22 protein-coding genes and 1 pseudogene are annotated in these 26,789 nt (G+C 67.8%); 14 read left to right on the top strand and 9 right to left on the bottom strand.

Annotated elements, in window-relative coordinates:
• Positions 1–4: 4 nt before the first annotated feature.
• The 7 genes from ACIP1U_RS00715 (at position 5) to ACIP1U_RS00685 (ending at position 7,748) form a co-directional block, all read left to right on the top strand.
• Positions 5–2,386 (top strand): xanthine dehydrogenase family protein molybdopterin-binding subunit, encoded by a 2,382-nt coding sequence (locus tag ACIP1U_RS00715; RefSeq protein WP_400310481.1) that lies wholly within the window; start codon positions 5–7, stop codon positions 2,384–2,386.
• Between the two features lie 27 nt (positions 2,387–2,413).
• Positions 2,414–3,214, top strand: coding sequence for an FAD binding domain-containing protein (locus ACIP1U_RS00710; protein ID WP_400310479.1), 801 nt, complete (start codon positions 2,414–2,416; stop codon positions 3,212–3,214).
• 190 nt (positions 3,215–3,404) lie between these two features.
• Positions 3,405–4,301 carry an AAA family ATPase gene (locus ACIP1U_RS00705; RefSeq protein WP_400310477.1) on the top strand — a complete coding sequence of 299 codons (897 nt, stop codon included), beginning with the start codon at positions 3,405–3,407 and terminating at the stop codon, positions 4,299–4,301.
• A gap of 9 nt (positions 4,302–4,310) precedes the next feature.
• Positions 4,311–5,561, top strand: coding sequence for a VWA domain-containing protein (locus ACIP1U_RS00700; RefSeq protein WP_400311708.1), 1,251 nt, complete (start codon positions 4,311–4,313; stop codon positions 5,559–5,561).
• On the top strand, positions 5,552–6,109 hold the full coding sequence (locus ACIP1U_RS00695; protein ID WP_400310474.1) for a CoxG family protein: 558 nt from the start codon (positions 5,552–5,554) through the stop codon (positions 6,107–6,109). Before ACIP1U_RS00700 ends, ACIP1U_RS00695 begins: the two co-directional genes overlap by 10 nt.
• The gene (locus ACIP1U_RS00690) at positions 6,082–7,119 is read left to right on the top strand and encodes an XdhC family protein (protein WP_400310470.1); all 1,038 of its coding nucleotides are present in this window, start codon (positions 6,082–6,084) and stop codon (positions 7,117–7,119) included. The genes ACIP1U_RS00695 and ACIP1U_RS00690 overlap by 28 nt, the downstream gene beginning before the upstream one ends.
• A 23-nt stretch (positions 7,120–7,142) precedes the next feature.
• Positions 7,143–7,748 carry an NTP transferase domain-containing protein gene (locus tag ACIP1U_RS00685; RefSeq protein ID WP_400310468.1) on the top strand — a complete coding sequence of 202 codons (606 nt, stop codon included), beginning with the start codon at positions 7,143–7,145 and terminating at the stop codon, positions 7,746–7,748.
• Positions 7,749–7,818: 70 nt separating this feature from the next.
• On the opposite strand, the gene ACIP1U_RS00680 is transcribed toward ACIP1U_RS00685, so the two are convergent.
• The 4 genes from ACIP1U_RS00680 to otsB all read right to left on the bottom strand — a co-directional run bounded on the left by ACIP1U_RS00680 (position 7,819) and on the right by otsB (position 12,347).
• Positions 7,819–8,154 carry a 4a-hydroxytetrahydrobiopterin dehydratase gene (locus tag ACIP1U_RS00680; protein WP_400310466.1) on the bottom strand — a complete coding sequence of 112 codons (336 nt, stop codon included), beginning with the start codon at positions 8,152–8,154 and terminating at the stop codon, positions 7,819–7,821.
• A gap of 33 nt (positions 8,155–8,187) precedes the next feature.
• The gene (otsA, locus tag ACIP1U_RS00675; protein WP_400310463.1) at positions 8,188–9,579 is read right to left on the bottom strand and encodes an alpha,alpha-trehalose-phosphate synthase (UDP-forming); all 1,392 of its coding nucleotides are present in this window, start codon (positions 9,577–9,579) and stop codon (positions 8,188–8,190) included.
• Between the two features lie 61 nt (positions 9,580–9,640).
• A complete protein-coding gene (locus ACIP1U_RS00670) occupies positions 9,641–11,506 on the bottom strand; it encodes a glycoside hydrolase family 15 protein (RefSeq protein ID WP_400310460.1) in 1,866 nt (621 codons plus the stop codon).
• A gap of 13 nt (positions 11,507–11,519) precedes the next feature.
• A complete protein-coding gene (gene otsB, locus ACIP1U_RS00665) occupies positions 11,520–12,347 on the bottom strand; it encodes a trehalose-phosphatase (protein WP_400310457.1) in 828 nt (275 codons plus the stop codon).
• A gap of 299 nt (positions 12,348–12,646) precedes the next feature.
• On the opposite strand from otsB, the gene ilvA reads away from it, so the two are divergent.
• Both ilvA and queF read left to right on the top strand, forming a co-directional pair.
• Positions 12,647–14,185 (top strand): threonine ammonia-lyase, biosynthetic, encoded by a 1,539-nt coding sequence (gene ilvA, locus ACIP1U_RS00660; protein ID WP_400310454.1) that lies wholly within the window; start codon positions 12,647–12,649, stop codon positions 14,183–14,185.
• 39 nt (positions 14,186–14,224) lie between these two features.
• Positions 14,225–15,058: an NADPH-dependent 7-cyano-7-deazaguanine reductase QueF gene (gene queF / locus ACIP1U_RS00655; RefSeq protein ID WP_400310452.1), complete on the top strand. Its 834-nt coding sequence runs from the start codon at positions 14,225–14,227 to the stop codon at positions 15,056–15,058.
• 210 nt (positions 15,059–15,268) lie between these two features.
• Here queF and ACIP1U_RS00650 read toward each other — a convergent pair.
• Positions 15,269–15,693: pseudogene (locus tag ACIP1U_RS00650) on the bottom strand (carbohydrate porin); the annotation flags it as partial.
• A gap of 117 nt (positions 15,694–15,810) precedes the next feature.
• Here ACIP1U_RS00650 and ACIP1U_RS00645 point away from each other — a divergent pair.
• From ACIP1U_RS00645 to ACIP1U_RS00625, 5 genes are read left to right on the top strand one after another with little or no spacing between them, the layout of a single operon-like run.
• The gene (locus tag ACIP1U_RS00645; RefSeq protein WP_400310450.1) at positions 15,811–16,554 is read left to right on the top strand and encodes a TetR/AcrR family transcriptional regulator; all 744 of its coding nucleotides are present in this window, start codon (positions 15,811–15,813) and stop codon (positions 16,552–16,554) included.
• Positions 16,551–17,537 carry an HlyD family secretion protein gene (locus tag ACIP1U_RS00640; RefSeq protein WP_400310447.1) on the top strand — a complete coding sequence of 329 codons (987 nt, stop codon included), beginning with the start codon at positions 16,551–16,553 and terminating at the stop codon, positions 17,535–17,537. Before ACIP1U_RS00645 ends, ACIP1U_RS00640 begins: the two co-directional genes overlap by 4 nt.
• Positions 17,534–18,520: an ABC transporter ATP-binding protein gene (locus ACIP1U_RS00635; protein WP_400310445.1), complete on the top strand. Its 987-nt coding sequence runs from the start codon at positions 17,534–17,536 to the stop codon at positions 18,518–18,520. Before ACIP1U_RS00640 ends, ACIP1U_RS00635 begins: the two co-directional genes overlap by 4 nt.
• Complete coding sequence (locus ACIP1U_RS00630) at positions 18,517–19,695, top strand: ABC transporter permease (RefSeq protein WP_400310442.1); 1,179 nt, start codon at positions 18,517–18,519, stop codon at positions 19,693–19,695. The genes ACIP1U_RS00635 and ACIP1U_RS00630 overlap by 4 nt, the downstream gene beginning before the upstream one ends.
• Positions 19,696–19,707: 12 nt before the next feature.
• Positions 19,708–21,198, top strand: coding sequence for an efflux transporter outer membrane subunit (locus ACIP1U_RS00625; protein ID WP_400310439.1), 1,491 nt, complete (start codon positions 19,708–19,710; stop codon positions 21,196–21,198).
• 15 nt (positions 21,199–21,213) lie between these two features.
• Here ACIP1U_RS00625 and ACIP1U_RS00620 read toward each other — a convergent pair whose 3' ends face one another.
• From ACIP1U_RS00620 to ACIP1U_RS00605, 4 genes are read right to left on the bottom strand one after another with little or no spacing between them, the layout of a single operon-like run.
• The gene (locus ACIP1U_RS00620) at positions 21,214–24,465 is read right to left on the bottom strand and encodes a pilus assembly protein (RefSeq protein WP_400310436.1); all 3,252 of its coding nucleotides are present in this window, start codon (positions 24,463–24,465) and stop codon (positions 21,214–21,216) included.
• 48 nt (positions 24,466–24,513) lie between these two features.
• Complete coding sequence (locus ACIP1U_RS00615; protein WP_400310433.1) at positions 24,514–25,065, bottom strand: pilus assembly protein; 552 nt, start codon at positions 25,063–25,065, stop codon at positions 24,514–24,516.
• 23 nt (positions 25,066–25,088) lie between these two features.
• Complete coding sequence (locus tag ACIP1U_RS00610) at positions 25,089–26,132, bottom strand: PilW family protein (RefSeq protein WP_400310431.1); 1,044 nt, start codon at positions 26,130–26,132, stop codon at positions 25,089–25,091.
• Positions 26,129–26,776 (bottom strand): type IV pilus modification protein PilV, encoded by a 648-nt coding sequence (locus tag ACIP1U_RS00605; protein ID WP_400311707.1) that lies wholly within the window; start codon positions 26,774–26,776, stop codon positions 26,129–26,131. The genes ACIP1U_RS00610 and ACIP1U_RS00605 overlap by 4 nt, the downstream gene beginning before the upstream one ends.
• Between the last annotated feature and the right edge of the window lie 13 nt (positions 26,777–26,789).

Here is a 26,789-nt window from a genome sequence, read left to right as displayed (position 1 = left end):
GGCCATGAACGCACCCGAGAATCAACGCCTGGTCGGCGCACCCGTCAAGCGCAAGGAAGACTACCGCTACCTGACCGGCAGCGGCCAGTACACCGACGACATCGTGCTGCCGCAGCAGAGCTACGCGTATTTCCTGCGCTCGCCGTATGCGCACGCGCGCATCCGCTCGATCGACAAGACCGAGGCGCTGGCCGCGCCCGGCGTGATCGCCGTGCTGACCGGCGACGACCTCGCCGCAGACAAGGTGGGCGGCCTGCCCTGCGGCTGGCTGATCCACAGCATCGACGGCACGCCGATGAAGGAGCCTCCGCACCCGGTGATCGCACAGGGCAAGGTGCGCCACGTGGGCGACCAGGTGGCGCTGGTGATCGCCGAGACGCTGCTGCAGGCGCGCGACGCCGCCGAGAAGATCGACGTCGACTACGAAGAGTTGCCCGCCGTGGTCCGCGCCCCGGATGCCGCGTCGGCGTCGACGCTGGTGCACGACGACGTGCCGGCCAACACCTGCTACACCTGGGGCCACGGCGACAAGGCCGCCACCGACGCCGCCTTTGCCAAGGCCGCGCACGTGACCACGCTGGAGATCGTCAACAACCGGCTCATCCCCAACGCGATCGAGCCGCGCGCGGTCAACGCCAGCTATACGCGCCAGGACGACAGTTACACCGTCTACGTCGCCAACCAGAACCCGCACGTCGAACGCCTGCTGATGGGCGCGTTCGTGCTGGGGCTGCCGGAATCGCGGCTGCGCATCATCGCGCCCGACGTGGGCGGCGGCTTCGGTTCCAAGATCTTCCTGTATCCGGAAGACGTGGCGCTGACCTGGGCCTCGAAGAAGGTCGGCCGGCCGGTCAAGTGGACCGCGGACCGTTCCGAGTCCTTCCTGACCGACGCGCATGGCCGCGACCACGTGACCAAGGCCGAGCTGGCGCTCGACGCCGACGGCAAGTTCCTGGCGATGCGCGTGCATACGGTCGCCAACATGGGCGCGTACCTGTCGACCTTTGCGAGCAGCGTGCCGACCATCCTGTACGCGACGCTGCTGGCCGGCCAGTACTCCACTCCGGCGATCTATGCGGAGGTCAAGGCGGTGTTCACCAACACCGCGCCCGTCGACGCCTACCGCGGCGCGGGGCGGCCTGAAGCGACCTTCGTGGTCGAAAGGCTGGTCGAGACCGCCGCGCACGAGCTGAACACGGATCCGGCCGAACTGCGCCGCAAGAATTTCATCCGGCAGTTCCCGTATGCCACCCCGGTGGGGCTGACCTACGATACCGGCGACTACGAGCCATGCCTGGCGCGCGCGCAGGAACTGGCCGACATCAAGGGCTTCCCGGCACGGCGCGATGAAGCAAAGCAGCGCGGCAAGCTGCGCGGCCTGGGCTACTCCTGCTACATCGAGGCGTGCGGGCTGGCCCCGTCGAATATCGCCGGCGCGCTTGGCGCGCGCGCGGGGCTGTTCGAGGTGGGCGAGATCCGCGTGCACCCGACCGGCACGGTGACGGTCTTCACCGGCTCGCACAGCCACGGCCAGGGACACGAGACCACCTTCGCGCAAGTGGTGGCCGACCGGCTTGGCCTGCAGCTCGAGCAGGTGGAGATCGTGCACGGCGACACCGGGCGCGTGCCCTTCGGCATGGGCACCTACGGCTCGCGCTCGCTGGCGGTGGGCGGCTCGGCCATCGTCAAGGCGCTCGACAAGATCGAGGCCAAGGCCAAGAAGATCGCCGCGCACCTGCTGGAGGCGTCGGACAACGACATCGAGTTCAGCAACGGCGTGTTCCGCGTGGCGGGCACGGACCGGACCAAGACCTTCGGCGAGGTCGCGCTGAGCGCCTACGTGCCGCACAACTACCCGCTCGACAAGCTGGAGCCGGGCCTGAACGAAAACGCGTTCTACGACCCGACCAACTTCACCTACCCGTCCGGCGCCTATGTCTGCGAGGTGGAAGTCGATCCCGACACGGGCGAGTCGCAGGTGGTCAAGTTCACCGCGGTCGACGATTTCGGCAACATCATCAACCCGATGATCGTCGAGGGCCAGGTGCATGGCGGCATCGGCCAGGGGCTGGGCCAGGCCATGCTGGAGCAGTGCGTGTACGACAACGACAGCGGCCAGTTGCTGACCGGCTCCTACATGGACTACGCCATGCCGCGCGCCGCCGACCTGCCCGACTTCACCGTCGAGACCGCCAGCGGCACACCGTGCACGCACAACCCGCTGGGCGTGAAGGGCTGCGGCGAGGCCGGCGCGATCGGCTCGCCGCCGGCATTCATCAACGCGCTGGTCGATGCGCTGTCGCCGCTGGGCGTGAAGGATATGCAGATGCCCGCCACGCCGCATCGCGTATGGCAGGCGATCCAGGCCGCGCGGCCTCAGCCCTGATCCATCCACACGGCAAAGGAAACCGACATGTACGCATTCAACTTTGAACGCGCCGCGGATGCCAAGGCGGCCGTGGCCAAGCTCAAGGCCGATCCCGACGCCAAGTTCCTCGGCGGCGGCCAGAGCCTGCTGGCGGCGATGAAGCTGCGGCTGGCGTCGCCGTCCACGCTGGTCGACGTGGCGCGCATTCCCGGCATGGCCGAGATCCGCGTCGACGGCAACGACATCGTCATCGGCGCTGCCGCGCGCCATGCCGACGTGGCCGAGAACGCCCAGGTACGCCAGCGTATCCCGGCGCTGGCGGCGCTGGCCGGCGGCATCGGCGACCGGCAGGTGCGCGCGATGGGGACCATCGGCGGCGCGCTGGCGAATGATGATCCGGCGGCCTGCTATCCGGCGGCGGTGCTTGGGCTGGGCGCTACGGTGGTCACCGACCGGCGCAGCATCGCGGCGGATGATTTTTTCAAGGGGCTGTATGAGACCGCGCTGGAGCCGGACGAACTGATCACCGCGGTGCGCTTCCCGATGCCGGAGCAGGCGGCATATGTGAAGTTCCGCAATCCAGCATCGCGCTTTGCGCTGGTGGGGGTGATGGTGGCGCGCTCCGGGAATACGGTGCGCGTGGCGGTCACCGGAGCTGCCGACAGCGTGTTCCGGTGCCAGCCGCTGGAGCAGGCGCTTTCTGCCAGCTTCACCGCACAGGCGGCGCGTGGGGTGAAGGTCGATGCGGGGAAGCTGAATGCCGACCTGCATGCGTCGGCGGAATACCGGGCGCATTTGATTCCGGTGCTGGCGGCGAGGGCAGTGGAGGCGGTGCTGAAGAACTAGCGTTTCTCCACTGCCGCATGTTGTCCCCCCTCTCCCGCCTGGCGGGAGAGGGGTTGGGGGAGAGGGCCGGCGCCTGAATCAGGCGTTGTCGCGAGCGAACCTCCTGCCCTCTCCCCCGCCCCTCTCCCGCAAGCGGGAGAGGGGAGCAAACCGCTGGCGTGCGAGGCGCGTCGGCACACAAGAACGCCCCATGCTCCCCACCTCCATCGATCACACCCTCGCACAGCTTGAACACCAGCAATACTTCGCCGACCGCGAAACCGCCACGGTGCTCTACCTTGCCCTGCGCATGCAGCGCCCGCTGTTCCTCGAAGGCGAGCCCGGCGTGGGCAAGACCGCCCTGGCGCAGGCGATGGCGGGCGTGCTCGGCACGCGTCTGCTGCGGCTGCAGTGCTATGAGGGACTCGACGCCGCCAGCGCGCTCTACGAATGGGACTACCCTCGCCAGATCATGGCGCTGCGCCTGGCCGAGGCCCGCGGCGAGCGGCCCGAGGCGCAATCGCTGTACCACGACGACTACCTGCTCAAGCGCCCGCTGCTGGAGTCGCTGCTGCCCGATCCCGCCGCGCCGGGCGTGCCGCGCGTGCTGCTGATCGACGAGATCGACCGCGCCGACGAACCGTTCGAGGCCTTTCTGCTGGAAGTGCTGTCCGAATTCCAGGTTTCGATCCCCGAGATCGGCGTGATCCGCGCCGAGCGTCCGCCGCTGATCGTGATCACCTCCAACCGCACGCGCGAGGTCCACGATGCGCTCAAGCGCCGCTGCCTGTATCAATGGGTTGGCTATCCGGACCGCGACCGTGAATTGCAGATCGTCGCCGCGCGCGCGCCCGGGGCCGCCGCCGCGCTGCAAGCGCAGGCGATCGACTTCGTGCACCGGCTGCGCGGCATCGACCTGTTCAAGGCGCCTGGCATCGCCGAGGCCATCGACTGGTGCCGCGCGCTGGCGGCGCTGGGGGTGACCGAACTCGACCCGCAATCGGTGCGAGACACGCTGGGCGTGCTGCTCAAATACCAGGACGACCTGGCGCGCGTCGACGGCCCCACCGTGGCGGAGCTGCTGGCGGGCGCCGCGCCCGGAGGCTGAACCGTGCCCATGCTGCACGCCGGGACGCGCAGCGGCGGTCCGCAAGCAGGACTGCCGGTGCTGGCGCGCAACGTCACCCACTTCATGCGGCTGCTGCGCGACGGCGGCTTCGCCCTGTCGCCGGCGCACACTGTCGATGCACTGACCGCACTGCGCCTGGTCGACATCGGCCGGCGCGACGACGTGCGTGCCGCGCTGGCGGCGCTGGTGCTGTCCGGCCCCGACCAGCGGCCCCTGTTCGACGCCGCCTTCGACCTGTTCTGGCGCGACCCCGACTGGGAAGGCAAGCTGCGTGCGCTGCTGCTGCCGCGTGTCGACGCGGGCGCGCCGCCGCCCAGGCGCAGCAACCGTCTTGCCGATGCGCTGGCCGCGCGCCAGCCGGAAATGCCATCGCGCCCGGCGCAGACAGAGGCGGAACGCATCCACGTGCCGCTGACCTTCTCCGACCAGGAACGCCTGGCGCAGCGTGACTTCGAAACCCTGACCGCGCAGGAGTGGCGTGCCCTGCAGCATCTGGTGCGCACCCGCCGCACCCACCTTGCATTGCAGCGCACGCGCCGGCTGCGCGCCGCCACTTGCGGCACCCATGCCGACCTGCGCGCCAGCGCGCGCCTGGCGGTGCGCCAGCATGGAGAATGGCTGCGCTGGAAGTACCGCAAGCACGCCGAGCGCAAGCCGCCGTTGGTGCTGCTGCTCGACATCTCCGGCTCGATGAGCCAGTACTCGCGCGCGGTGCTGTACTTCTGCCACGCGTTGATGCAGTCGCGCGAGCGGCTGTCGGTGTTCCTGTTCGGCACGCGGCTGACCAACATCACCCGCTCGCTGCGCGAACGCGATCCCGACGAAGCCGTCGCCGTGATCACAGGCCAGGTGCGCGACTGGGCCGGCGGCACCCGCATCGGCGCCGCGCTGGCGAACTTCAACCGCCACTGGGCACGCCGCGCCCTGTCCGGCCGCGCCACCGTGCTGCTGGTCACCGACGGGCTCGACCACGAGCATATCGACCTGCTCGGCGGCGAAATGGCTCGCTTGCGCCGCTTTGCGCACCGCATCGTCTGGCTCAACCCGCTGCTGCGCTACCCTGGATTCACGCCGCAGGCGCGCGGCGTGCAGGCGATCCTGCCGCATGTCGACGCGCTGCGCCCGGCGCACAACCTGGACAGCCTGCTGGCGCTCGAATCCCTGCTGTCCGACCAGGGCGGCCCCGCGCGGGCCGGCGCCCCCCACCCACCAAGAAAGGAAGCCCCGCCATGGAAATGAACCAGAGCCAGCGCCTGCCGATTCCCCAGCAAGCGGCATGGGAAGCGCTCAACGATACCGAGCTGCTCAAGCAATGCATCCCGGGATGTGAGAGTATCGAGCCCGACGGCGACAACGCCTACCAGCTGGTCCTGATGGCCGCGGTAGGCCCGGTCAAGGCGCGCTTCAAGGGCCGCATGGCGCTGGAGGACATCCAGGCCCCGGACAGCTACACCATCCGCTTCGACGGCCAGGGTGGCGCTGCCGGTTTCGGCAAGGGCACCGCCCGCGTCAGGCTCGACCCCGACGGCGACGAGACCGTGCTGAGCTACACCGTCGACGCCCATGTGGGGGGCAAGATCGCGCAGATCGGCTCGCGGCTGGTGGACGCCGCGGCACGAAAGATGGCCGATAGCTTCTTTGCGCGCTTCGCCGAGGCGGTAACGCCCGACACCACAGATGAAACGCCAGCGGCCGAGGGCGCCCCCGCCGCAGCCGCTGGCGAGAATGAACAGACAGAGGAACCGAAGCGGAAACGATCATGGACAGCGTGGATCTCGAAGTCCTGAAGAACAGCGTGCACTGGCAGCAACAGGGCCATCGCGTGCTGCTGGTCACGGTAGTGCGCACCTGGGGCTCGTCGCCCCGCCCTGAGGGCGCGATGCTGGCGGTGCGCGATGATGGCCTGGTGGTCGGCTCGGTCTCGGGCGGCTGCATCGAAGACGACATCATAGACCGCGTGCGCCGGCAAGGCATCACGTCGGCCCAGCCCGAGGCCATCAAGTACGGCATCAGCGCCGAGGAAGCCCACCGCTTCGGGCTGCCCTGCGGCGGCACCATCGAACTGGTCACCGAGCCGCTCAAGCCGGCGAGCGGCATTGCTGAATTGCTCGATGCCGTGGAAAACGGCCGGCTGGTCGCGCGCACGCTTGACTTGGCTACGGGTGTAGCCACGCTGGGGCCGGCCAGTGCCACCGACGGGCTGGTGTTTGACGGCCACACGCTACTAACCATCCACGGCCCGCGCTACCGCATGCTGGTGATCGGCGCGGGACAGCTGTCGAAATACTTGTGCCAGATCGCCGTGGGGCTGGGCTTCCAGGTCACCGTGTGCGATCCGCGCGAGGAATACACGGAGACGTGGGATATCCCCGGCGTGGCCATGGTGCGCACCATGCCCGACGATACCGTGACGGACATGAAGCTGGACGAGCGCTGTGCGGTGATTGCGCTGACGCACGACCCCAAGCTGGATGACCTGGCGCTGATGGAAGCGCTGCGCACCAGGGCCTTCTATGTGGGGGCCCTGGGTTCGCGCCGCAACAACCAGGCGCGCCGCGAGCGGCTGAAGGAATTCGATCTGACCGAGTTGCAGCTGGCGCGGCTGCATGGGCCGGTTGGCATCTATATTGGCAGCCGTACGCCGCCGGAAATCGCCATCTCGATTCTGGCGGAAGTGGTTGCGGCCAAGAACCATGTGTCGCTGCCTGACATCCTGCAAGTGGAAGGCGCCAAGGCCGCGCGCGAGATGGCTGCTGGCACCGGCAGCAGCTGCGATGTTTCTCCTCCGTCGACCTGACGCGTGATAACCGAGTGCCCGCCATGACTGCCGCCCCCAATGCTCCCTTGCTTCGCACCGACCTGCCTACCGGGATTTTGCTGGCGGCGGGTTTTGGCCGACGCTTCGATGCTGCCGGCAAGCGGAACAAGTTGCTTGAAGTGTTGCCTGGTGGACGCACCGTTGCCTGGCGCAGTGCGCGTACGTTGGCTGCGGCGTTGCCGGATTCGGTTGCGGTGATTCGGCCGGGTAATCCGGCGTTGGCGGAAGAACTCAGGCGCGGGGGTTGCCGTGTGCTCGAATCGGCCGACGCCGAGCAGGGCATGGGGGCCGCGCTGCGCGCGGCGATAGCGGCGACGCCAGATGCGCGGGGATGGGTGGTTGCGCTTGCTGATATGCCTTGGCTGCCGATGGAATTGGTACGCGCGGTGGCGCTGACGATCACCACCCCTGGAACGATTGCCGCGCCATGGCGCAATGGCCAGCGGGGGCATCCCGTGGGCTTCGGTGCTGCCTGGCGGGACGACCTGCTGAAGCTCGATGGGGATGAAGGGGCGCGGGGTTTTCTTCAGGGGAAGCCGGTGACGCGAATATTGACTGAGGATGAGGGGGCGTTTCGGGATATTGATACGCCGGGGGATTTGGGGTGAGTTTTTTTGCCTATGTGTCTGTGTCTGTGTCTTTGCCTGCCAGCCGCAAGGCACTACCAAAATAAACACCCTACCCCACCAACTCCCCCGTCTTCACCGCCATAATGAAATCATTCCGATGCAGCCCCTTGATCTTCTTGGTCCGCCACGACACCGTGGCATGCCCCCACCCAAAACTGATCTCCGGATGATGCCCCTGCTCCTCCGCCAGTTGCCCAACGCGGCCAACAAACGCCAACGCCTCGGCAAAATTGGCAAATGAAAACCGCCTCTCCAACCGCGTAGCCCCATCCACCAAGTCCCACCCCACCGCCTGCGGCAATAACGCCTCAGCCTCATCAGGCGTCAGGGGCGGGACACCGCCACGGCATGGCGTGCATGTTTGCGATGCCAGATCTTCACTCATGGTCCTCTCCCCGACCGGCGGGCGACGAAGCCATCAACCGCCCTCGGTCTCAGCCAGCGCGCGCAGGAATTCACTACTCCACCAGTGCACATCCTGCGCCCGAATACGCTCCAGCAACTTCTGGTGCCGCGACTGGCGCTCGGCCAGCGGCATATGCAACGCCTGCTGGATCGCCTGCGCAGTCGCGCGGGTATCGTAGGGATTCACCAGCAGCGCCTCCTTCAACTGCTCCGCCGCCCCGGCAAAGCGCGACAGCACCAGCACCCCCGGATCCTCCTGATCCTGCGCGGCAATAAACTCCTTGGCCACCAGGTTCATCCCATCCCGCAGCGGCGTCACCAGCGCCACGCGACTCGCGCGGCATAGCCCAGGCAGCCGCTTGCGCGCGGTAGTGCGATGGATATACCGCACCGGCATCCAGTCCAGCTCGCCGAACTCGCCATTGATCGCGCCAGTCAACTGCTCCATCGCGCTGCGCAGGTCTACATAGGCATCGACCGACTCGCGCGACGGCGCGGCGATCTGCACCAGCGTGGCGCTCATCCGGTTTTCCGGATATTCCGCCAGCAGCCGGTAGAACGCTTTCAGCCGCTGCGGCAAACCCTTGGAGTAATCGAGCCGATCGATGCCAAGCAGCAGCCGCCGACGCGCGTACTGGGCACACATCATCTCGTAGGTTTCCTGCGCCTCCTCGCCGCGGCCGAGTGCAATGAACTCATCCACGTCGATCCCGATCGGGAAGGCCTGCGCCCGCACCGTGCGATGGAAAGCGCGGTAACGGTGCTCGCCCATCGGCTCAGCCTGGGCCTCGGCCTGCACGTAGCGCGAAAAATGCTCCACGTCGGCGTGGCTCTGGAAGCCGAGCAGGTCGTACGCAAACAGCGCGCGCATCAACCACTCATGCTGAGGGATGGCCGCCAAAATCAGCGGCGGCGGCAGCGGCACGTGCAGGAAGAAACCGATCTTCTGGCCGCATCCGATCGCGCGCAACTCAGACGCCAGCGGGATCAGGTGGTAGTCGTGGATCCAGATGACGTCGTCGGGCTTGAGCAGCGGCGCCAGCTTGCGCGCGAACAGCTGGTTCACCCGGCGGTAGCCGTTGAGGAAGTTGGAATCGAAGTCGGCGAGGTCGAGCCGGTAGTGGAACACCGGCCACAGCACGCCATTGCTGTAGCCAACGTAATACGCGTCGTGGTCTTCGCGGCTCAGGTCCACCGTAGCCAGCGTCACGTTGCCGGCCTGCTGCAAGTGCAGCTCGCCTTCGCCGGGGGTGCCGCCCTGGGCAGAGTCCAGCGCCTTGCCGCTCCAGCCAAACCACATCCCGCCAGTCTGGCGCAAGGCTTCGGAAAGCGCCACGGCGAGGCCGCCGGCGGCCACGTTGCGCGGATCTGCGACACGGTTGGATACCGCTACGAGTCTTGGCATATGTTGTTTTCTGGATTCCTTTGTTCTTGTCGTGCGGGATTCCCGGAGCGCGGGTGCGCGGTCAGATCACCGTGTCCCACGGCGCCGACAACCGCATCGCGCCGTTGATCAGCCCGACCATCGAGTAGGTTTGCGGGAAATTGCCCCACATCTCGCCGGTCACGGGATGGGTGTCCTCGGACAGCAAGCCAAGCGGATTGCGCGCGGCGAGCATCGCCTCGAAGATCTCGCGCGCCTCTTCGCGCCGGCCGATGCGCGCCAGCGCGTCGATGCGCCAGAAGGTGCAGATATTGAACGCGGTCTCGGGCTTGCCGAAATCGTCGGGCGCCTCGTAGCGGCGCATATACGGCCCGTCGCACAGCGAAGTCTCCAGCGCCTTCACCGTGGCGATGAAACGTGGGTCGCCCGGATCGATGAAGTTGACCTCGGCCATCAGCAGCACGCTGGCGTCGAGTTCGCGTCCGCCAAAGCTTTCGGCAAAGGCCTGGCGCGATTCGCTCCACGACTCGGCCAGGATCTGTTCCTTCATGCGGTTGGCATGATCGTGCCAGTACGCCGCGCGCGTCGCGATCTGAAGCTTCTCGGCGACCTTGGCCAGCCGGTCGCAAGCGGCCCAGCTCATCAGCGCCGACGAGGTATGCACGCGGGCGCGCGTGCGCAGCTCCCACATGCCGGCGTCGGGCGTGCCAAAGACTTTCACCGCCTGCTCGCCTACTTCTTCCAGCCGGCGGAACTCGGCCGGGCCGCCGCGGTGCAGCAGCCGGTGGTCATGGAAGGCCTGCGCCGCGCCCAGCACCACGTTGCCGTAGACGTCATGCTGGAAGTGTTCCTGCGCCTGGTTGCCCACGCGCACCGGCCCCATGCCGCGGTAGCCGGACAGGTGGTCGAGCATGCTCTCGGGCAACTCGCGTTCCAGGCCAATGCCGTACAGCGGCTGGATATGCCCGTCCTGCGACTGCATCACCACGTTGGAGAGCCAGCGCAGGTAGTCCTCCATGGTGCCGACCTCGGACAAGCTGTTGAGCGCGCGCACCACGAAAAACGCGTCGCGCAACCAGCAGAAGCGGTAGTCCCAGTTGCGGCCGCTGCCGGGCGCCTCGGGGATGCTGGTGGTCATCGCCGCGACGATGGCGCCGGTCTCTTCGTACAGCGACATTTTCAGCGTGATGGCGGCGCGGATCACCGCGTCCTGCCATTCGCGCGGCACCGCCAGCCGGCGGCTCCACAGGCGCCAGTAAGCGGTGGTTTCCTGCTCGAAATCGCGCGCGATCTCTTCCACGCCATGCGCCAGGGTCTCGTCGGGGCCCAGGATAAAGTTGAGCCCGCGCGTGACCAGGAACGGCGTGTGCGACAGCACGTAGGCCAGCGGCGCGTCGGTGGTCATGCGCAGCGTCATCGATTCCCCGATGTAGCGCACATGACTGCTGCCGCGCGTGATGTCCGGCTTCTTGCGGCCCCATTCGAAGCGCGGCGCCACTACCACCCGCACGCGCGGCGCACCGCGCACGGGACGGATGCGCCGGACCAGCGTGGTCGGGCGGAAATAACGGCCCAGCCGGAAGAAGCGCGGCGCGAAGTCTGTGATTTCCAGGCAGTTGCCATGGGTGTCGGTCAGCCGCGTGCGCAGCACCGCGGTATTGGGTTCGTACCACTGGCTGGCGCTGTGGAAGTCCTCGATCTCGATCGAGAACTGGCCCGCGTTCTCGCTGGGGTCCAGCAGCGCGTTGAAGACCGGATCGCCATCAAAGCGCGGCAGGCACGACCAGACGATGCGCCCGCGGCCATCCACCAGCGCGGAGATCGCGCAATTGCCGATCATGCCCAGCGACAGCGACGGCTCGGCATACCGGCTGCTGCCGTCGACGGTCTTGTTCACGCCTTCGCTGGGCGGCTTGCCCAGCTCGCTGGGGCTGCTCGTATTGGTCACAGCAGTACCTCCCTCAGGATGCTGTCGGATGCGGGTTGTGGCGCGGTGCGCCATGGCGGCCTGGCTCGGCCTCGTGCGGCACGGCGCCGGGCTGGCCGGCGGCGCGCGCGGATTGATCCAGCGCCCGCGCCGAGCGGTGCAGCCAGCTGCGCAGCGCAGCGGGCCCCTCCACGCTGACGCCGGCCACGGACTCGCGCCGGCCCACCAGCACGCCCAGCCCGCCGAGCTTGCGCACGGCGGCAAAACCGGGCTCGTCGGTCATGTCGTCGCCGGCAAACAGCGGCGTGCGGTCGCAGAACGGTGCGGACTTCATGAAGGCGGCGATGGCGTCGCCCTTGTCGACGCCGGCGGGCTTGATCTCGACCACCATCTTGCCGGGCAGGGCCTCCAGCCCGACCGCGTGGCGCAATACGTCAGTGACCGCGGCATCGACCACGCCGGCCAGCTCGGGTGCCTGGCGGTAGTGGATGGCAACGGCAACGGACTTGCGCTCCAGCCGCAACGCCGGGTAGGCGTGCACCAGCGCTTCAAGGTGCGGGATCAGGGGTTCGAGGCCCGGCGCGGGTGTCTTGGACACCATGCCGCCGTCGGTGCGGAATTCAGCCCCGTGGATGCCGGCCGCCGGCAGTTGCAGGGGCTGCAGGAAATGGTCCAGCTCGACGATCGGCCTGCCGGAGATGACGGCGAGCGCGCCGTCCAGCCGCTGGTACAGCGTGCGCAGCGTACCGACCAGTTCAGGTTCAACCTGCACCAGTTCGGGCCGCGGCGCGAGGTCGGCCAGCGTGCCGTCGAAGTCGAGAAACAGGGCGGTATTGGGTTCGATAAGCGGTAGCTGAGGCATCGCGTTACACCGTAACACGTCGTTTTGACCGGCGTCCACCGGGCTCCGTCCTACATGGCGGCAGCGCAATCGTCAGCCGATGCAAGTCCGGGGCCAGCCCCTGTGCATCGTGCCAAGCCCTGCCGCCAGTGCATTCCCAGCCACTTCAAGGCACGCCCACGGCCATCCCGCGCGACTTCCCGCGGGCGACGGTGGAGCCGCCCCGGTGTGGTCGCAGCGCCGCCATCCTTTATCATTGGCGGTTTCCGCCAGAATTTCCGGTTTTTTTGCGCCGCCCCCGCGGCCCCTGCCCTGACACCATGACCCGCTCGTCCGCCGCCCGCCCCGATTACCTGAAAAAGATCCTGACCGCCAAGGTCTACGACGTGGCGCAGGAAACCGAACTGACCTATGCGCACCAGCTGTCGGCGCGCACCGGCAACTCGGTCTGGTTCAAGCGAGAAGACACCCAGCCGGTGTTCTCCTTCAAGCTGCGCGGCGCGTACAACAAGATGGCGTCGCTGTCGGCAGAAGAGCTCAAGCGCGGCGTGGTCGCGGCTTCGGCCGGCAACCATGCCCAGGGCGTGGCGCTGTCCGCGGCCCGGCTGCAGTGCAAGGCCATCATCGCCATGCCGGTGACCACGCCGCAGGTGAAGATCGACGCGGTGCGCGAACGCGGCGGCCAGTGGGTCCAGGTCGAGCTGCACGGCGAGTCCTACAGCGATGCCTACCACCACGCCGCCGAGCTGGAGAAGAAGCACAAGCTGACCTTCATCCATCCGTTCGACGATCCCGAGGTGATCGCGGGCCAGGGCACCATCGCCATGGAAATCCTGCGCCAGCACCCGGGCCCGATCCATGCCGTGTTCGTCGCCATCGGCGGCGGCGGGCTGATCTCGGGCATCGCTGCCTACATCAAGGCGGTGCGCCCCGAGATCAAGGTGATCGGCGTGCAGACCGTCGACTCGGATGCGATGAAGCGCTCGGTCGACGCCGGCAAGCGCATCGAGCTGAAGGAAGTGGGCCTGTTCTCGGACGGCACCGCGGTCAAGCTGGTCGGCAAGGAGACCTTCCGCATCACGCGCGAGCTGGTCGATGACATCATCCTGGTCGACACCGATGCCATCTGCGCCGGCGTGAAGGACGTGTTCCAGGACACCCGCAGCATCCTGGAGCCGGCCGGCGCGCTGGCGGTGGCGGGCCTGAAGGCGTATGCCGAGCGCGAGAAGCTCAAGGGCCAGCACCTGGTCGCGATCGCGTGCGGCGCCAACATGAACTTCGACCGCCTGCGCTTCGTCGCCGAGCGCGCCGAGGTGGGCGAGGCGCGCGAAGGCGTGTTCGCCGTGACCATCCCCGAAGAGCGCGGCAGCTTCAAGCGCTTCTGCGAGCTGGTGGGCACGCGCAGCGTGACCGAGTTCAACTACCGCATCGCCGATACCGACGTGGCGCATATCTTCGTCGGCGTGCAGATCGCCAGCCGCGCCGAGAACGACAAGATCGCCGCCAGCTTCCGCAAGCACGGCTTCGACACGCTCGACCTGTCCAACGACGAACTGGCCAAGCAGCACATCCGCTACATGGTGGGCGGCCGCTCGGCGCTGGCGCATGACGAACTGCTGTACCGCTTCGAGTTCCCGGAGCGCCCGGGCGCGCTGATGCGGTTCCTGTCGAGCATGAGCCCGAACTGGAACATCAGCCTGTTCCACTACCGCAACCAGGGGGCGGACACCTCCAACATCCTGGTCGGCATCCAGGTGCCGAAGAACGAAAAGCGCGCCTTCCGCGCGTTCCTTTCGACGCTGGGCTACGTACACTGGGACGAAACGGACAACCCGGTGTACAAGCTGTTCTTGTCCTGATTGCTGTCCTGATTGCTGCCTGAATCTGCTGAGCGCCCCATGAGCCTCCCCGAACACTCGCCGCTGGGCAAGCCCTCGGCCTACAAGACCGAATACGACGCCTCGCTGCTGTTCCCGATCCCGCGCCAGCCCAAGCGCACCGAGATCGGCCTGCCCGAAGGCAAGCCGGTGCCGTTCTTCGGCGTCGACATCTGGAACGCATACGAACTGTCGTGGCTGAACCTGAAGGGCAAGCCGCAGGTGGCGCTGGCCACCTTCATCATCCCCTCGGACACGCCCAACATCGTCGAGTCCAAGTCGTTCAAGCTGTACCTGAACTCGTTCAACCAGACCAGGATCGCTTCGCCGGAAGCGATGCAGCAGCTGCTGCACCACGACCTGTCCGAAGCCACCGGCGGCACGGTGCAGGTGCGGCTGGTCACCGAGGCGGATCTCGGCAAGCAGCAGATGGGCGAGCTCGACGGCCTGCTGCTGGACCGGCTCGACATTGAAGTCGACCGCTACGAGCCCGCGCCCGAACTGCTGTTTGCCGACCAGGAAGAAACGCCGGTGGAAGAAACGCTGGTGTCGCACCTGCTCAAGTCCAACTGCCTGGTCACGGGCCAGCCCGACTGGGGCAGCGTTCAGATCCGCTACGTCGGCGCGCCGATCAACCAGGAAGCGCTGCTCAAGTACCTGATCTCGTTCCGCAACCACAACGAGTTCCATGAGCAATGCGTCGAGCGGATCTTCATGGACGTGCTGCGGCAATGCAAGCCGGTGAAGCTGGCGGTGTATGCGCGCTATACGCGGCGTGGGGGGCTGGATATCAATCCGTTCCGGACCAACTTCAATACGGCGTGGCCGGATAACAAGCGCAACGCGCGGCAGTAGCGTTTGAACTGGCGATAACGTCGAAGCTATCGCTTGTTTGCTCCCCTCTCCCGCTTGCGGGAGAGGGGCCGGGGGAGAGGGCAGGCGCGTGCCTCGCGGCAAGCGGTGTCAGCCCGCGACGCTCTGGCCCTCTCCCTAACCCTCTCCCGCAAGCGGGAAAGGGGACCGGCCCGCGGGATTTGAAACGGCATCACCGAATGCGGACGCGGTTCAAAACTCCCCGTGAAACCTCACCCCATAAAACTTCACCGGCCCGCGATCCCGGTTGTACCCGGGATTGCGCACAAACTGGAAGTCCGGGCTGATGCTCAGGTACTTCACCGGCTGCAAGCTGTAGTAGATCTCCAGGATCTGCTCGGGCCCGTAGCGCTACGCGCCGTCGCCAGGAAACGCGCCCTGCCCGCCCGCGGCCAGATAGTCGCGGTGCTGGCAGCCCAGCATATTGATCGCCACCGCCACGCCCGGCGCATCGTGGGCACGTCCCCACGCATCCCCCTTCAGCACGCCGCCCGCTGACACCTGCCTGCCGATCTCGGTAAAGGCATAGGTCTCAGTCTTGTCGTCCGACAGCCTCCCGCGCGAACTCCCAGCGAATCCGTCACCTCCTGCAGCAGCGTCACGCCGACGCCCGTCCTTGTTGCGGAACAGCATGTCCACCGCGAGCCAGGTGCGGGAATGCCGACGTTGTAACCGGGCTTGAATTAATTAACTAGAAAATTAATATTGTTCTAGACACGGTTCGATGCACACCCATGCCACGCAAACCCGCCACCCCGAAGCCGCCGGAGCGCCGCACGCCCGGCCGCCCCGCCGCGGGCCAACCCGGCCAGCGCGAGCGCATCCTCGATGCCGCCACCGACCTGTTCTCGCGGCAAGGCGTCGCCGGCACGCCGGTCAAGGCCATCGCCTTGCAGGCAGGCGTCACGCCCGCGCTGGTTCACTATTACTTCAGCGACCGCGAGCTGCTGCTCGATGCCGTGATCGAGGAAAAGGTGCAGCCGCTGGTGGCACAGTTCTTCGCCGCCGGCCCACAGGACGAGCAGCCGCTTGCGATGCTGGTCGGCATCGCCACCCGGCTCGTCCGCACCGTGGCCGATACGCCCTGGTTTCCCGGCCTGTGGATCCGCGAGGTCGCCAGCGACGACGGTGCGCTGCGCGAGCGCGTGCTGAAGCGGTTCGCGCTGCAGCGTGCCGGCGCCATGATGGCGCCGCTGGCGGCGGCGATCGCCAACGGGCAGCTCAACCGCGGGCTGGAGCCGGCGCTGGTAATACCGTCGCTGGTAGGCCTGACGCTGCTGCCGCTGGCCACCACGCATATCTGGCGCCGGCTGCCGGGTGCCGAGGCGGTCGATACCGACGCGCTGGTGCGCCATGTCTCGGCCCTGCTCACGCACGGGCTGGCCCCCGCGCCGGCTGCCGGCGCCGAAGCCTCGCCTGCACCCGCATCGAAAAAGAAGGGCCGCGTGCCCAGGCATTCCCCGGAGTCCGCTGCATGAACACCGCTGTTTCCTTCCTTCCCGCGCTGCCACGCGCGCGCTCCATCGCTGCCTTGCTCGGCGCCACGCTGCTGGCCACCGCCTGCAGCAAGGCCGGCCCCGACACCTGGCAAGGCTACGTCGAAGGCGAGTTCGTCAGCGTCGCCTCGCCCTTTGCCGGCCGCCTCGACACGCTCTCCGTGCAGCGCGGCCAGCAGGTCACGCAGGGCGCAGCCTTGTTCGCGCTCGAATCCGACGACGAACGCGCGGCGCGCCAGCAGGCCGAAGACCAGCTGCGCGCCGCCGAAGCGCAGCTGCAGGACATGAAAACCGGCAAGCGACCGGTCGAAGTCGACGTGAGCCGCGCCCAGCTGGCGCAGGCGCAGGCCCAGGCACAACGCAGCGCCGCCGCGCTGCGGCGCGACGAGCGCCAGTTCGAGATCGGCGGCATTGCGCAGGCGCAGCTCGACGAATCGCGCGCCCAGGCCCGCAGCGATGCGGCGCGCGTGCGCGAGCTGCAGCGCGATATCGACGTGGCACGGTTGCCCGGGCGCGACGCGCAACAGGCCGCACAGGCCGCGCAAGTGGCTGCAGCGCGCGCCGCGCTGGCGCAGGCGGACTGGAAGCTGTCGCGCAAGACCGTGGCCGCCACGCAGGCCGGTCTGGTCTACGACACGCCCTATCGCCTCGGCGAATGGGTGCCCGCCGGCAGCCCGGTGGTGCGCATGCTGCCGCCCGGCAACGTCAAGGTGCGCTTCTACGTGCCCGAGGCCGTGGTCGGCGCGCTGCGCAACGGGCAGGCGGTGCAGGTGCGCTGCGATGGCTGCGCCGCGCCGGTGGCGGCCAGCATCACCTATGTCGCCAACGAAGCCGAATACACGCCGCCGGTGATCTACAGCAACGAGACCCGCAGCAAGCTGGTGTTCCTGGTGGAAGCACGCCCGTCTGCCGCCGATGCCATCAAGCTGCGGCCCGGCCAGCCCGTCGAGGTGGTGCGGCAATGAATGCGGACACCAACGCCAACGCCAACGCCAACGGCGCCGAGCACGGACTCGCCATCGACGTGCGCGGGCTGAACAAGCACTTCGGCGACAAGCACGTGGTCAACGACCTCAGCATGCAGGTCGCGCGCGGCGAGATCTTCGGCTTCCTCGGCCCCAACGGCAGCGGCAAGACCACCTCCATCCGCATGATGTGCGGCCTGCTGACGCCGGATTCGGGCAAGGGCACCTGCCTCGGCTTCGACATCCTGACCGAGTCCGACGAAATCAAGCGCCGCGTCGGCTACATGACGCAGAAGTTCTCGTACTGGGACGACCTGTCCATCCGCGAGAACCTCGACTTCGTCGCGCGCATGTACGGCATGCCGGACCGGCGCAATGCCGTCGACCGCGCGCTCGAAGACCTGGGCCTGGCGACGCGCTCGGCACAGCTGGCGGGGTCCTTGTCGGGCGGCTGGAAGCAGCGGCTGGCGCTGGCGGCCTGCCTGCTGCACGAGCCGGAACTGCTGCTGCTCGACGAACCTACCGCCGGTGTCGATCCCAAGGCGCGGCGCGACTTCTGGGAGCAGTTGCACCTGCTTGCCGCGCGCGGCATCTCGGTGCTGGTCAGCACGCACTACATGGACGAGGCCGAGCGCTGCCACAAGCTCGCCTATATCGCCTACGGCAAGCTGCTGGCGCAAGGTACCGCCGACGAAGTCGTGGCCAGCCAGCAGCTGTCGACATGGAGCGTGGAAGGCGACGACCTCGCCACGCTGTCGGAGCAACTGCAGGGTGCGCCCGGCGTGGAGCAGACCGTGGCATTCGGCACCGCGCTGCACGTCACCGGCCGCGATGCGCGGGCGCTGGCCGCCACGCTTGAACGCCTGGCAGGACCGGGGCGCCGCGTGGCGCAGACCGAGACCAGCCTGGAAGACGTGTTCATCCACATGATGAGCCGGGCCGAGGACAACATGGGCACGCGCAAGGCGAAGGAGCCGACATGAACGCCGCCGCAATCCAGAACTCCCGCAAGCCACGCGCCAACGCCACGCGCTTCTCGATCCAGCGCTGGTGGAGCATCGTGCTGAAGGAATTCCTGCAGCTGCGCCGCGACCGCGTCACCTTCGGCATGATCGTCGGCCTGCCGATCATGCAGCTGCTGCTGTTCGGCTTTGCCATCAACACCGACCCGCGCCACCTGCCGACCGCGGTGATCGCCGCCGACCAGAGCGAATTCACGCGCACCTTTATTGCCAGCATGCAGAACTCCACCTACTTCAAGGTGGTCGCGACGCTGCCCGACGAAGCCGCCGGCAGAGAGGCGCTGATGAAGGGTGACGTGCAGTTCGTGCTCAGCATCCCGCCCGACTTCACGCGCAAGCTGCTGCGCGGCGAACGCCCCGCGCTGCTGGTGGAGGCCGATGCCACCGATCCCTCGGCGACGGGCCAGGCGATCGCCGCGCTGCCGCAGCTGCCGTTCAGCGTCGGCACGCATGACCTGAAAGGCTCGCTGGCGCCGCTGGCGGGCGGCAAGGCGCCGTTCGACGTACAGGTGCAGCGCCTGTACAACCCCGAGGGGCTGACCCAGTACAACATCATTCCCGGCCTGATGGGCGTGATCCTGTCGATGACCATGGTGATGATGACCGGGCTGGCGATGACGCGCGAACGCGAGCGCGGCACCATGGAAAACCTGCTGGCCACGCCGGTGCGGCCGCTCGAAGTCATGACCGGCAAGATCGTGCCCTACATCTTCATCGGGCTGATCCAGTCGACCATCGTGCTGCTGGCCGCCCGCTGGGTCTTCGACGTGCCGTTCGTCGGCTCGGTGACGGCGGTGTACCTGGCTGCACTGCTGTTTATCGCGGCCAACCTGACGGTGGGCATCACGCTGTCGTCGCTGGCGCAGAACCAGCTGCAGGCGATGCAGCTGACGTTCTTCTATTTCCTGCCCAACATCCTGCTGTCGGGCTTCATGTTCCCGTTCGCGGGCATGCCCGGCTGGGCGCAGGCGATCGGCAACATCCTGCCGATGACGTATTTCAACCGCATGGTGCGCGGCATCCTTCTCAAGGGCAGCGGCTGGGCCGAGCTCTGGCCGCAGGTGTGGCCGATGGCGCTGTTCATCGTGGTGGTGATGACGATCGCGGTGCGCTTCTACCGCCGCACGCTGGACTGAAGGATTGCCGCCATGACCCGACTTTTTCCTTGGATGGCTGCGGCCGCGCTGCTGGCCGGCTGTGCCGTCGGCCCCGATTTCCGCAGCCCCGCGCCGACCGGCGATGCCGGCTACGTGCCGGGCCCGCAACCGGTTGCCACCGTGGCGGCCGACAGCGGCGATCAGCACGCCCAATCGCATGCGCAGACGCTCGCCGCCGGCGCAGACGTGCCGGCGCAATGGTGGACGCTGTTCCGCAGCGCCGAGCTGGACACCACCATCCGCATGGCGCTTCACGCCAGCCCCACCCTGACGCAGGCACGCGCGCGGCTGCGCGAGGCGCAGGAAAACCTCGCCGCGCGCACCGGCGCCACGCGCTGGCCCGCGGTCGACGCCCAGCTCAATACCACGCGCCAGCAGGTGGATTTCCAGTCGATGGGCATTTCGTCGATCCCCAGCCCGGGGCCATTCACGCTGTACGGCGCAACGGTGCAAGTGTCTTATGTGCTCGACCTGTTCGGCGGCCAGCGGCGCGAACTCGAAGGGCTCCAGGCAGCGGTCGACTATCAGCGCTACGAACTGGAAGCGGCGCGGCTGGCGCTGGCCGCCAACGTCGCCACCGCGGCGATCCGCGAGGCCGGACTGCGCGCGCAGCTGGCCGACACCGTGGCGCTGGCGGAAGCCCAGTGGCGCCAGCTCGGCATCACCGAGGAACGCCTGCGCGCCGGCGGCGTTGCGCGCATCGACGTGCAGCGCCAGCGCGCGCAGCTGGCGCAGACGCAGGCGCTGGTGCCGGGCTTGCAGCGCCAGCTGGAAGCGACGCGGCACCAGCTCGCCGTCTACACCGGCCAGACCCCGGCGGCGGCGTCCTTGCCGACATTCACGCTGGACGCACTGCACCTGCCCGACACGCTGCCGGTCAGCCTGCCCGCCACGCTGGCGCGGCGCCGGCCCGACATCCGCGCGGCCGAAGCGCTGCTGCACCAGGCCAGCGCCGATATCGGCGTGGCCACCGCCAATCTCTATCCGCAGGTCACGCTGAGCGCCAGCGGCGGCACCCAGGCCACCGCCGCGCGCGACCTGTTCAGCAGTCTGAACGTGTGGAGCCTGGCCGCCGGGCTGGTGCAACCGGTGTTCCGCGGCGGCGAGCTGCAGGCCCGCAAGCGCGCCGCCGAAGCGGCGTACGAGCAGGCGCTGGCCGCCTACCGGCAGGCCGTGCTGCAAGGCTTGCAGGACGTGGCGGATTCCCTGCGCGCGCTCGAAGCCGACGCCGCCACGCTGCGCGAACGCGCCGACAACGCGCGCCAGGCACGCGACACGCTGGCGGTGGTGTCGGAACAGTACCGCCTCGGCGGCGTCAGCCAGCTGGCCGTGCTCGATGCCGAGCGCGAGGCGCGACAGGCTTCATTGGACCTGGCGCAGTCGCGCGCCGACCGGCTGGCGGACTCGGCGGCGTTGATGCAGGCGCTGGGCGGCGGGTGGTGGCAGGAGGACGAAGCTACGATGGTGGCGGCACCCCGGTAGGCGTGCCGCTGCCGGTCACTTCCGGTCGGTCTGCGTGTACCAGTAAGTGCGCTTGCGCTTGCCGATTCCGGGCGGCGAGATTTTCTGCGCGCCCAGCGACGAGGTATTGTCGCCGCCCCCGGGACCGGTCTGGTTGCCGCCGCCGATCAGCACCGGCACGTTGCTGGTGTTGCCTGCCGCATCCGTGACGGCAACCACCCCGAACACCGGCGACGGCGGCAGCCCACCGTTGTTGAACACGACATGGCGGTCGTTGTTCAGGCCCTTGCCGGTAAGGAACGAGACCGCATAGCCACGCGCCTTGCCCAGATCCGGATAGCACACCCCCGACTTGGGCACACTCGGCTGATTGGTGCCGAAGTAGGTGTAGCCGGCCACGGTCAGCGGCGCGTTGACCACCTTCTCGCCGGTGCCCAGCACGAGGTAGAAGCCCTTGCCGGCAGTCGTGTCGGCGTATGCGGTCGAAGTCGCGTTGAACAGGTCGGCCTCGGTCAGCGGCGTCCATGTCGACGGCAGCCCGCCGGTGAGCGTCGTGTCCTTCAGCATGTAGAAGCGGTTGCTGACGTTGTAGGCCAGGCCCGGCGTGGTGCTGGTGGTGTACAGCGGATGCTCGCGGTCGCCGCTGCCGATCATCACCGCATCGTAGCTGCCGGTGGTGATGATATCCGGCGGATACATGAACTTGCGCGCATCGTTGGTGCCCTGCGCGCCGCCCAGGGACGCAAATTTTTGCAGTGTCCAGGCATCCGACCCGGTGCCGGCCGCCGGCTCGAAGTCCAGCCGCCAGACATTGCCGCCGACGTCGCCGACATAGCCCTTGTCTACCAGTCCGTCGCCATTGCGGTCCACCACCGCCACGTCGGACGGGATCGCGCGGTTCATGCCGGAAGGCGTCGTGCACACCGTCGCGGACAGGCCGGTGCAGTCGGCCAGCCATGCGCGCACCACGTTGCCCTCGAAGGCATCGAACACGATCACGCCACGCCCTTGCCCCGAACTGCCGCCACCTTGGGAAGGCTCGGCATCCTCGGCGGGATCATAGCCGGCACCCATCACCACCAGCGGGTTGGTATAACCCTTGACGCGGATCACGCGCGGCTGCGACCAGGTCTGGCCCAGTTCCGCGATGCTGGTGCTGTCGGCCTTCCACAGGAATTCTGGCGCCAGCGGATCGGTCACATCCAGCGCGTAGGTCAGGCGCCCGCCGCGGCGCGCGGTCAGGTAGATCACCACGCGCGGCTTGGCCGGATCGCGCAGGTCCTGGAACACGGTGGTGGTGCCATCGAAGAAATAGTCGCGCGCCTTCGCGCCCGAACCGGTAGGCGATCCGCTCAGCTGCACTTCGGGCGTATTGGTGTAGAGACGGCCGAGCTTGCTATAGAACTCCGGCGGAATGAAGCCCCACAGTTCCCCGCCAGGCCGCACGCCACCGATGCCGGTGGTCTGGTTGCCATTGACCGCATGGAAGACGCCGTCGTTGGCGCCATAGAACACCACCACGCCGGTCGCGCCACCATAGTTGATCACCACCGGGCGCGAATGCAGCACGTCGCCATGCACCGAGCCGCGCACGGTGACGCTGCCGCCGGGGCCTTTCTGCAACTCCGCTCCGGCGATCGTGCTTTCGCTCAGCGCGCGCACGTCGCGGCCGCGCACCCAATTGATCAGGTTGTTGACGTCGGCAGCCGTGGTGTTGAGCGCGGCCTGCCCGCTGGTGCCGGCCAGCCAGCCGTTGGACGTATCGAACGAGGCCAGGGTCTTGCCGCTGCATGCTCCCGACGGGCAGGTGTAGAGCTTGCGCCCGCCCTGGTCGGTGGTGAACTGGCTGCGCAGCATTTCGCCGGCGCCACCCTTTTCGACGATTTCGCCGTCGCCGCCGACCACACCCGCCACGCCGTCGGCCGAATCCAGCGCACCCGCGGCGCCGGTCGGGCTGTTGACCCAGAAGCCCTTGGCGGGCCAGCCGCTTACCGGGCTGCCGGTATAGCTCGAACCACTGAACCCCAGTGGCGGCTCGGCGGTCCAGAAACTCTTGGCGTTGGGCGAGATAAAGCCCGTGCCGGCGTTGCTGATCGCGCTCTGCTGGTTGGGACCGCTGGGGTTGGCGTCCAGCACCACGATCTGGTTCTTGTTGTCGTAGCCCAGCTTGTACTGCTTCAGGTTGCCCATCCAGCGCGGCGCCGCAGTGGCGTCGGGCCGGAACATGCCGATGTAGATCTGGTTCAGGTACGAGCCCTGCCCGTTCACGCTGACCGGCAGGCTCACCGACGAGAACACGTTGTTGACCGCCTGCATCTCGTTGAAGATCTGCAGCAGTGCCTGCACCAGCGCATCCACGTCGCCCAGGCTGACCACGTAGCGCTTGCCGCCGGCGTTGTCGGCCATGCTGCGGGTCGACTCGACATAGTCAGGATTCTTGCCGTCCGTGACGGCAATCGTATAGGTGATGATGTTCTGGTTATTGTCGAGATTGCCGTTCACGTCGGTTTCGTACATGAACCGCGCCCACTCGTCGCCCCAGTTGCTTTCGTACTTGTTGGCCGCCGTGTCGAGCTTGAGCTGAGTCATCTGCCTGGTGCTGGCGCCCGCCGCGGCCAGCGCGTCCTTGGGCTCGGTGCCGGTGTCCTGCGGCTTGCCGTTGTTGACCGCGTTGGCGATGTAGATGACGAAGTTCTTCTGGCACGGGTTGGTGATCGGCGACGCGTACTGCGTACCTGACAAGCCCTTCTTGCCGCTGAAGAATGCCCAGGCCTCCTGCATGCCGCCGCCCACCTGGGAGTTGTTCGAATTGTCGGCCTGGCGGTCGATGCTCTTGATGTACTCCAGGAATTTCGCGCCGTTGCCATTGTCCCCCGCGTCCATCAGCGGCAATGTGTACGGCGCCGCCGACGGATAGCGGAACTTGCCGCCGGGGTTGGTGCCGGTGCCGAACATCATCAGCCCCATGTTGATATTGCCGGACAGCTGCGGGTTGGTCACGAGCGTGCTCACCGCGCGGTACAGCGCGCACTGGATCGCGCCGACGTCGGTGCCGGCGTTGTTGGCGCTGACCACATCGGGGACATCGCAGCCACGGATGGTCGTGGCCGCATTCCACGTGGACGCATTGTCCAGCAGCAGCAACACATTGGGCTTGGTGCCGGCATTGCTCTGCAGGCCGGTGAACAGGTCGATGTCTTCGGCATGCGCACCCTGCCATCCGGCCAGGGCAAGCAGGGCTGCAGCGAAGGCGGCATGGCGCCGATTCCGGCGGGCTGGGCTCGTCATCCGGTTTCCTGTGCGATCAATGGTGAATGGTTGGCAACGCCGGTGTGGTCAGGGGCAGGCCGAGCCGGTCGGCATGCGCACCGCCACGCCCTGGTGGACGGTTGCCACGGCGCCGGTGCCGGCACTGTCGTCGACCGTGGCGGACACGTCCCACTGGGTGGCGTTGCACAGCGAGTTGCCCGCGTTGTTGCCGGCCGTGACGATGCCGGTGTTCTGCACGCCGCTGCCGATCATGCACGACACGTCGTCGGGATCCTTCAGGTCGAGCTCGACGTTCTTGATGGGCTTGCTTGCCATGCATTCCGGCTTCGCCACCTGGGCCACGTAGTCGGCCTTGCCGTCGCCGCTGACATCCACCGGCACGCTGATGGCAGCCGGTGCCTTGGTGAAGTCGTCGGAGATCACCTGCTCAATCGACTGCTGCGCGACGTCGCGCGCTTCGGCCGTGTATTGCTGGTTGGCCGCGACCTTGACGTTGACCAGGCCCGAATTGACCAGCGCCACGGCGATCAACAGGAACAGCACCATGAACACCAGCGTCACTACCAGCGTGACCCCGGTTTGCCTGCGGCGCAGCGCCTGGCCGGATGACATCGTCATTGCTTGCCCTTCGCGGTATCGCATCATTGCTCGCGCAGTCCGGCCACGTTGACCAGCCGCGCCACCTGGGCGTAGACATGGCGCTTGTAGCCGTCATTGAACGGGCCGCTGGCGGCGGCACGCCCCAGGTCATAGGTGCGGGTGTCCACCTTGCCGCCGGAAGTCCGCAGCGTGCGTGCCAGCAGGTTCACGCGCACGGTGGTCACATTGCTCCAGTTGGTCAGCGCATTCGTCCAGTCGTAGCCCGGCACGATGGGGCAGGCGGCGGCATTGTTGGCGCCGGGATCGTCCACATAGCAGTCGGCGGAGCCGTTGCTGTCCAGGTCCACGCCGTAGGCCAGGTGCATGTCCTGTATGCCCTGCGCCAGCGAACGCGACTGGAACGCGCCATTGACCAGCTCGGCCATCTTCAGCGTGGGGATGCCGTCGCCGCCGTCGCTGCAGCGGTCGCAGGGCGCGACGTAGAACGCGCGCACTACCGCCTCGCGCAGCGCTGCCGGTACCGCCGCATCGCAAGCCTTGGTGCGCAGCGGAAAAGCCGCCGCCGAGCTGGCATCGAAGACAAAGGCAGTGCTGTCGTCCGGGCAGGCCGACACCTGCAGGTAAGGCACGCCCGGCGTCGGGGCCGCGACCGGCGTGGTCGACACGCGCCGCACCACCAACACCTCTGAGGTGGCGGCAAGGTCCGGCAGGCAAGGCGCGACCACGCCGGCCACATAGCCTGCCAGAGGCAGCGGCACGGTGCCGCCGGCGGCGAAGCCGAGCGCCGCGGGGTCCGTCGCGCACAGCGCCGGGCCGGCGACCGTGGCGCCCCGCGCGATGCTGCCCGCCCCGAAAAATCCCGCCAGCTCCACCTCGCGCCGGATCTGCTCCAGCGCATAGCGGCCGTTCTCGACCTGCTCGGCCGACTTGACGAATTCTGTTCGCGACAGGCTGTTGGCGTAGTACAGGCTGGCCAGCGCGGTCAGCATCAGCAGGCCGATGGTGATGCCGATCATCAGCTCGACCAGCGACACGCCGCGCTGGCGCAGGCGGCCTTGTGCGATGCGCGAAGGCAAGCGCTTCATGACACGGTCCCCAGCGAGCCGATGCGGATTTGCGTGCTGACCGCGCGGCGGTGGGCCTCGCTGCCGTACTGGTTCTGGCCGCAGCCGAGCGCAGGGACGCCGGTGGCAGCCAGGCCCTGCCAGGCGACGGTGATGCGGTAAACGTTGGCGGCTGCGTCGACGGTGTCGATGCAGCCGCGCGCACCGATCATGGCGCCGACCGCCTGCGCCGCCACGCCGCTGGCCGCGGCCGTCATCTCGGCACTGCCCAGCAGCGCGGTATTCCATGCCAGCAGGTCGCCGTTGGCGGTGGCGTTCTGCGCGGCCGTCCCCAGCGTGCAGGCCGCCGGCGCGGCGCTGCCGGTGCCCAGCCGCACGCCGTTGGCGCCATTGGCATAGCACTGCGCCACCTGGCGGTTGGCATTGATGCGGGCGGCCATGTCCTGCAGCAGCGCGAGCGCCTGCACGCGCTGGTAGGACTCCATCTCGTTCTGGCCCGAGCGCGCCACCAGGCCCGCCGTGCCCAGCAGCGCGGCGAGCAGGATCACCACCGCCACCAGCACTTCGATCAGCAGCAGGCCACGCTGCGCGGTGCGTCGCGGCAGGCGCGCCGGCCGTTGCCCGTGGCGGCGGGCCGTGCTGGCAGTGCGGGCAGCGCGATCCATGCGGTCAAGGATG

This window comes from Cupriavidus sp. NPDC089707, from assembly GCF_044748965.1.
Taxonomy (GTDB): domain Bacteria; phylum Pseudomonadota; class Gammaproteobacteria; order Burkholderiales; family Burkholderiaceae; genus Cupriavidus.
Note: the sequence above shows the minus strand (reverse complement) of the source record. Positions and strands in the feature narration are given on the sequence as shown.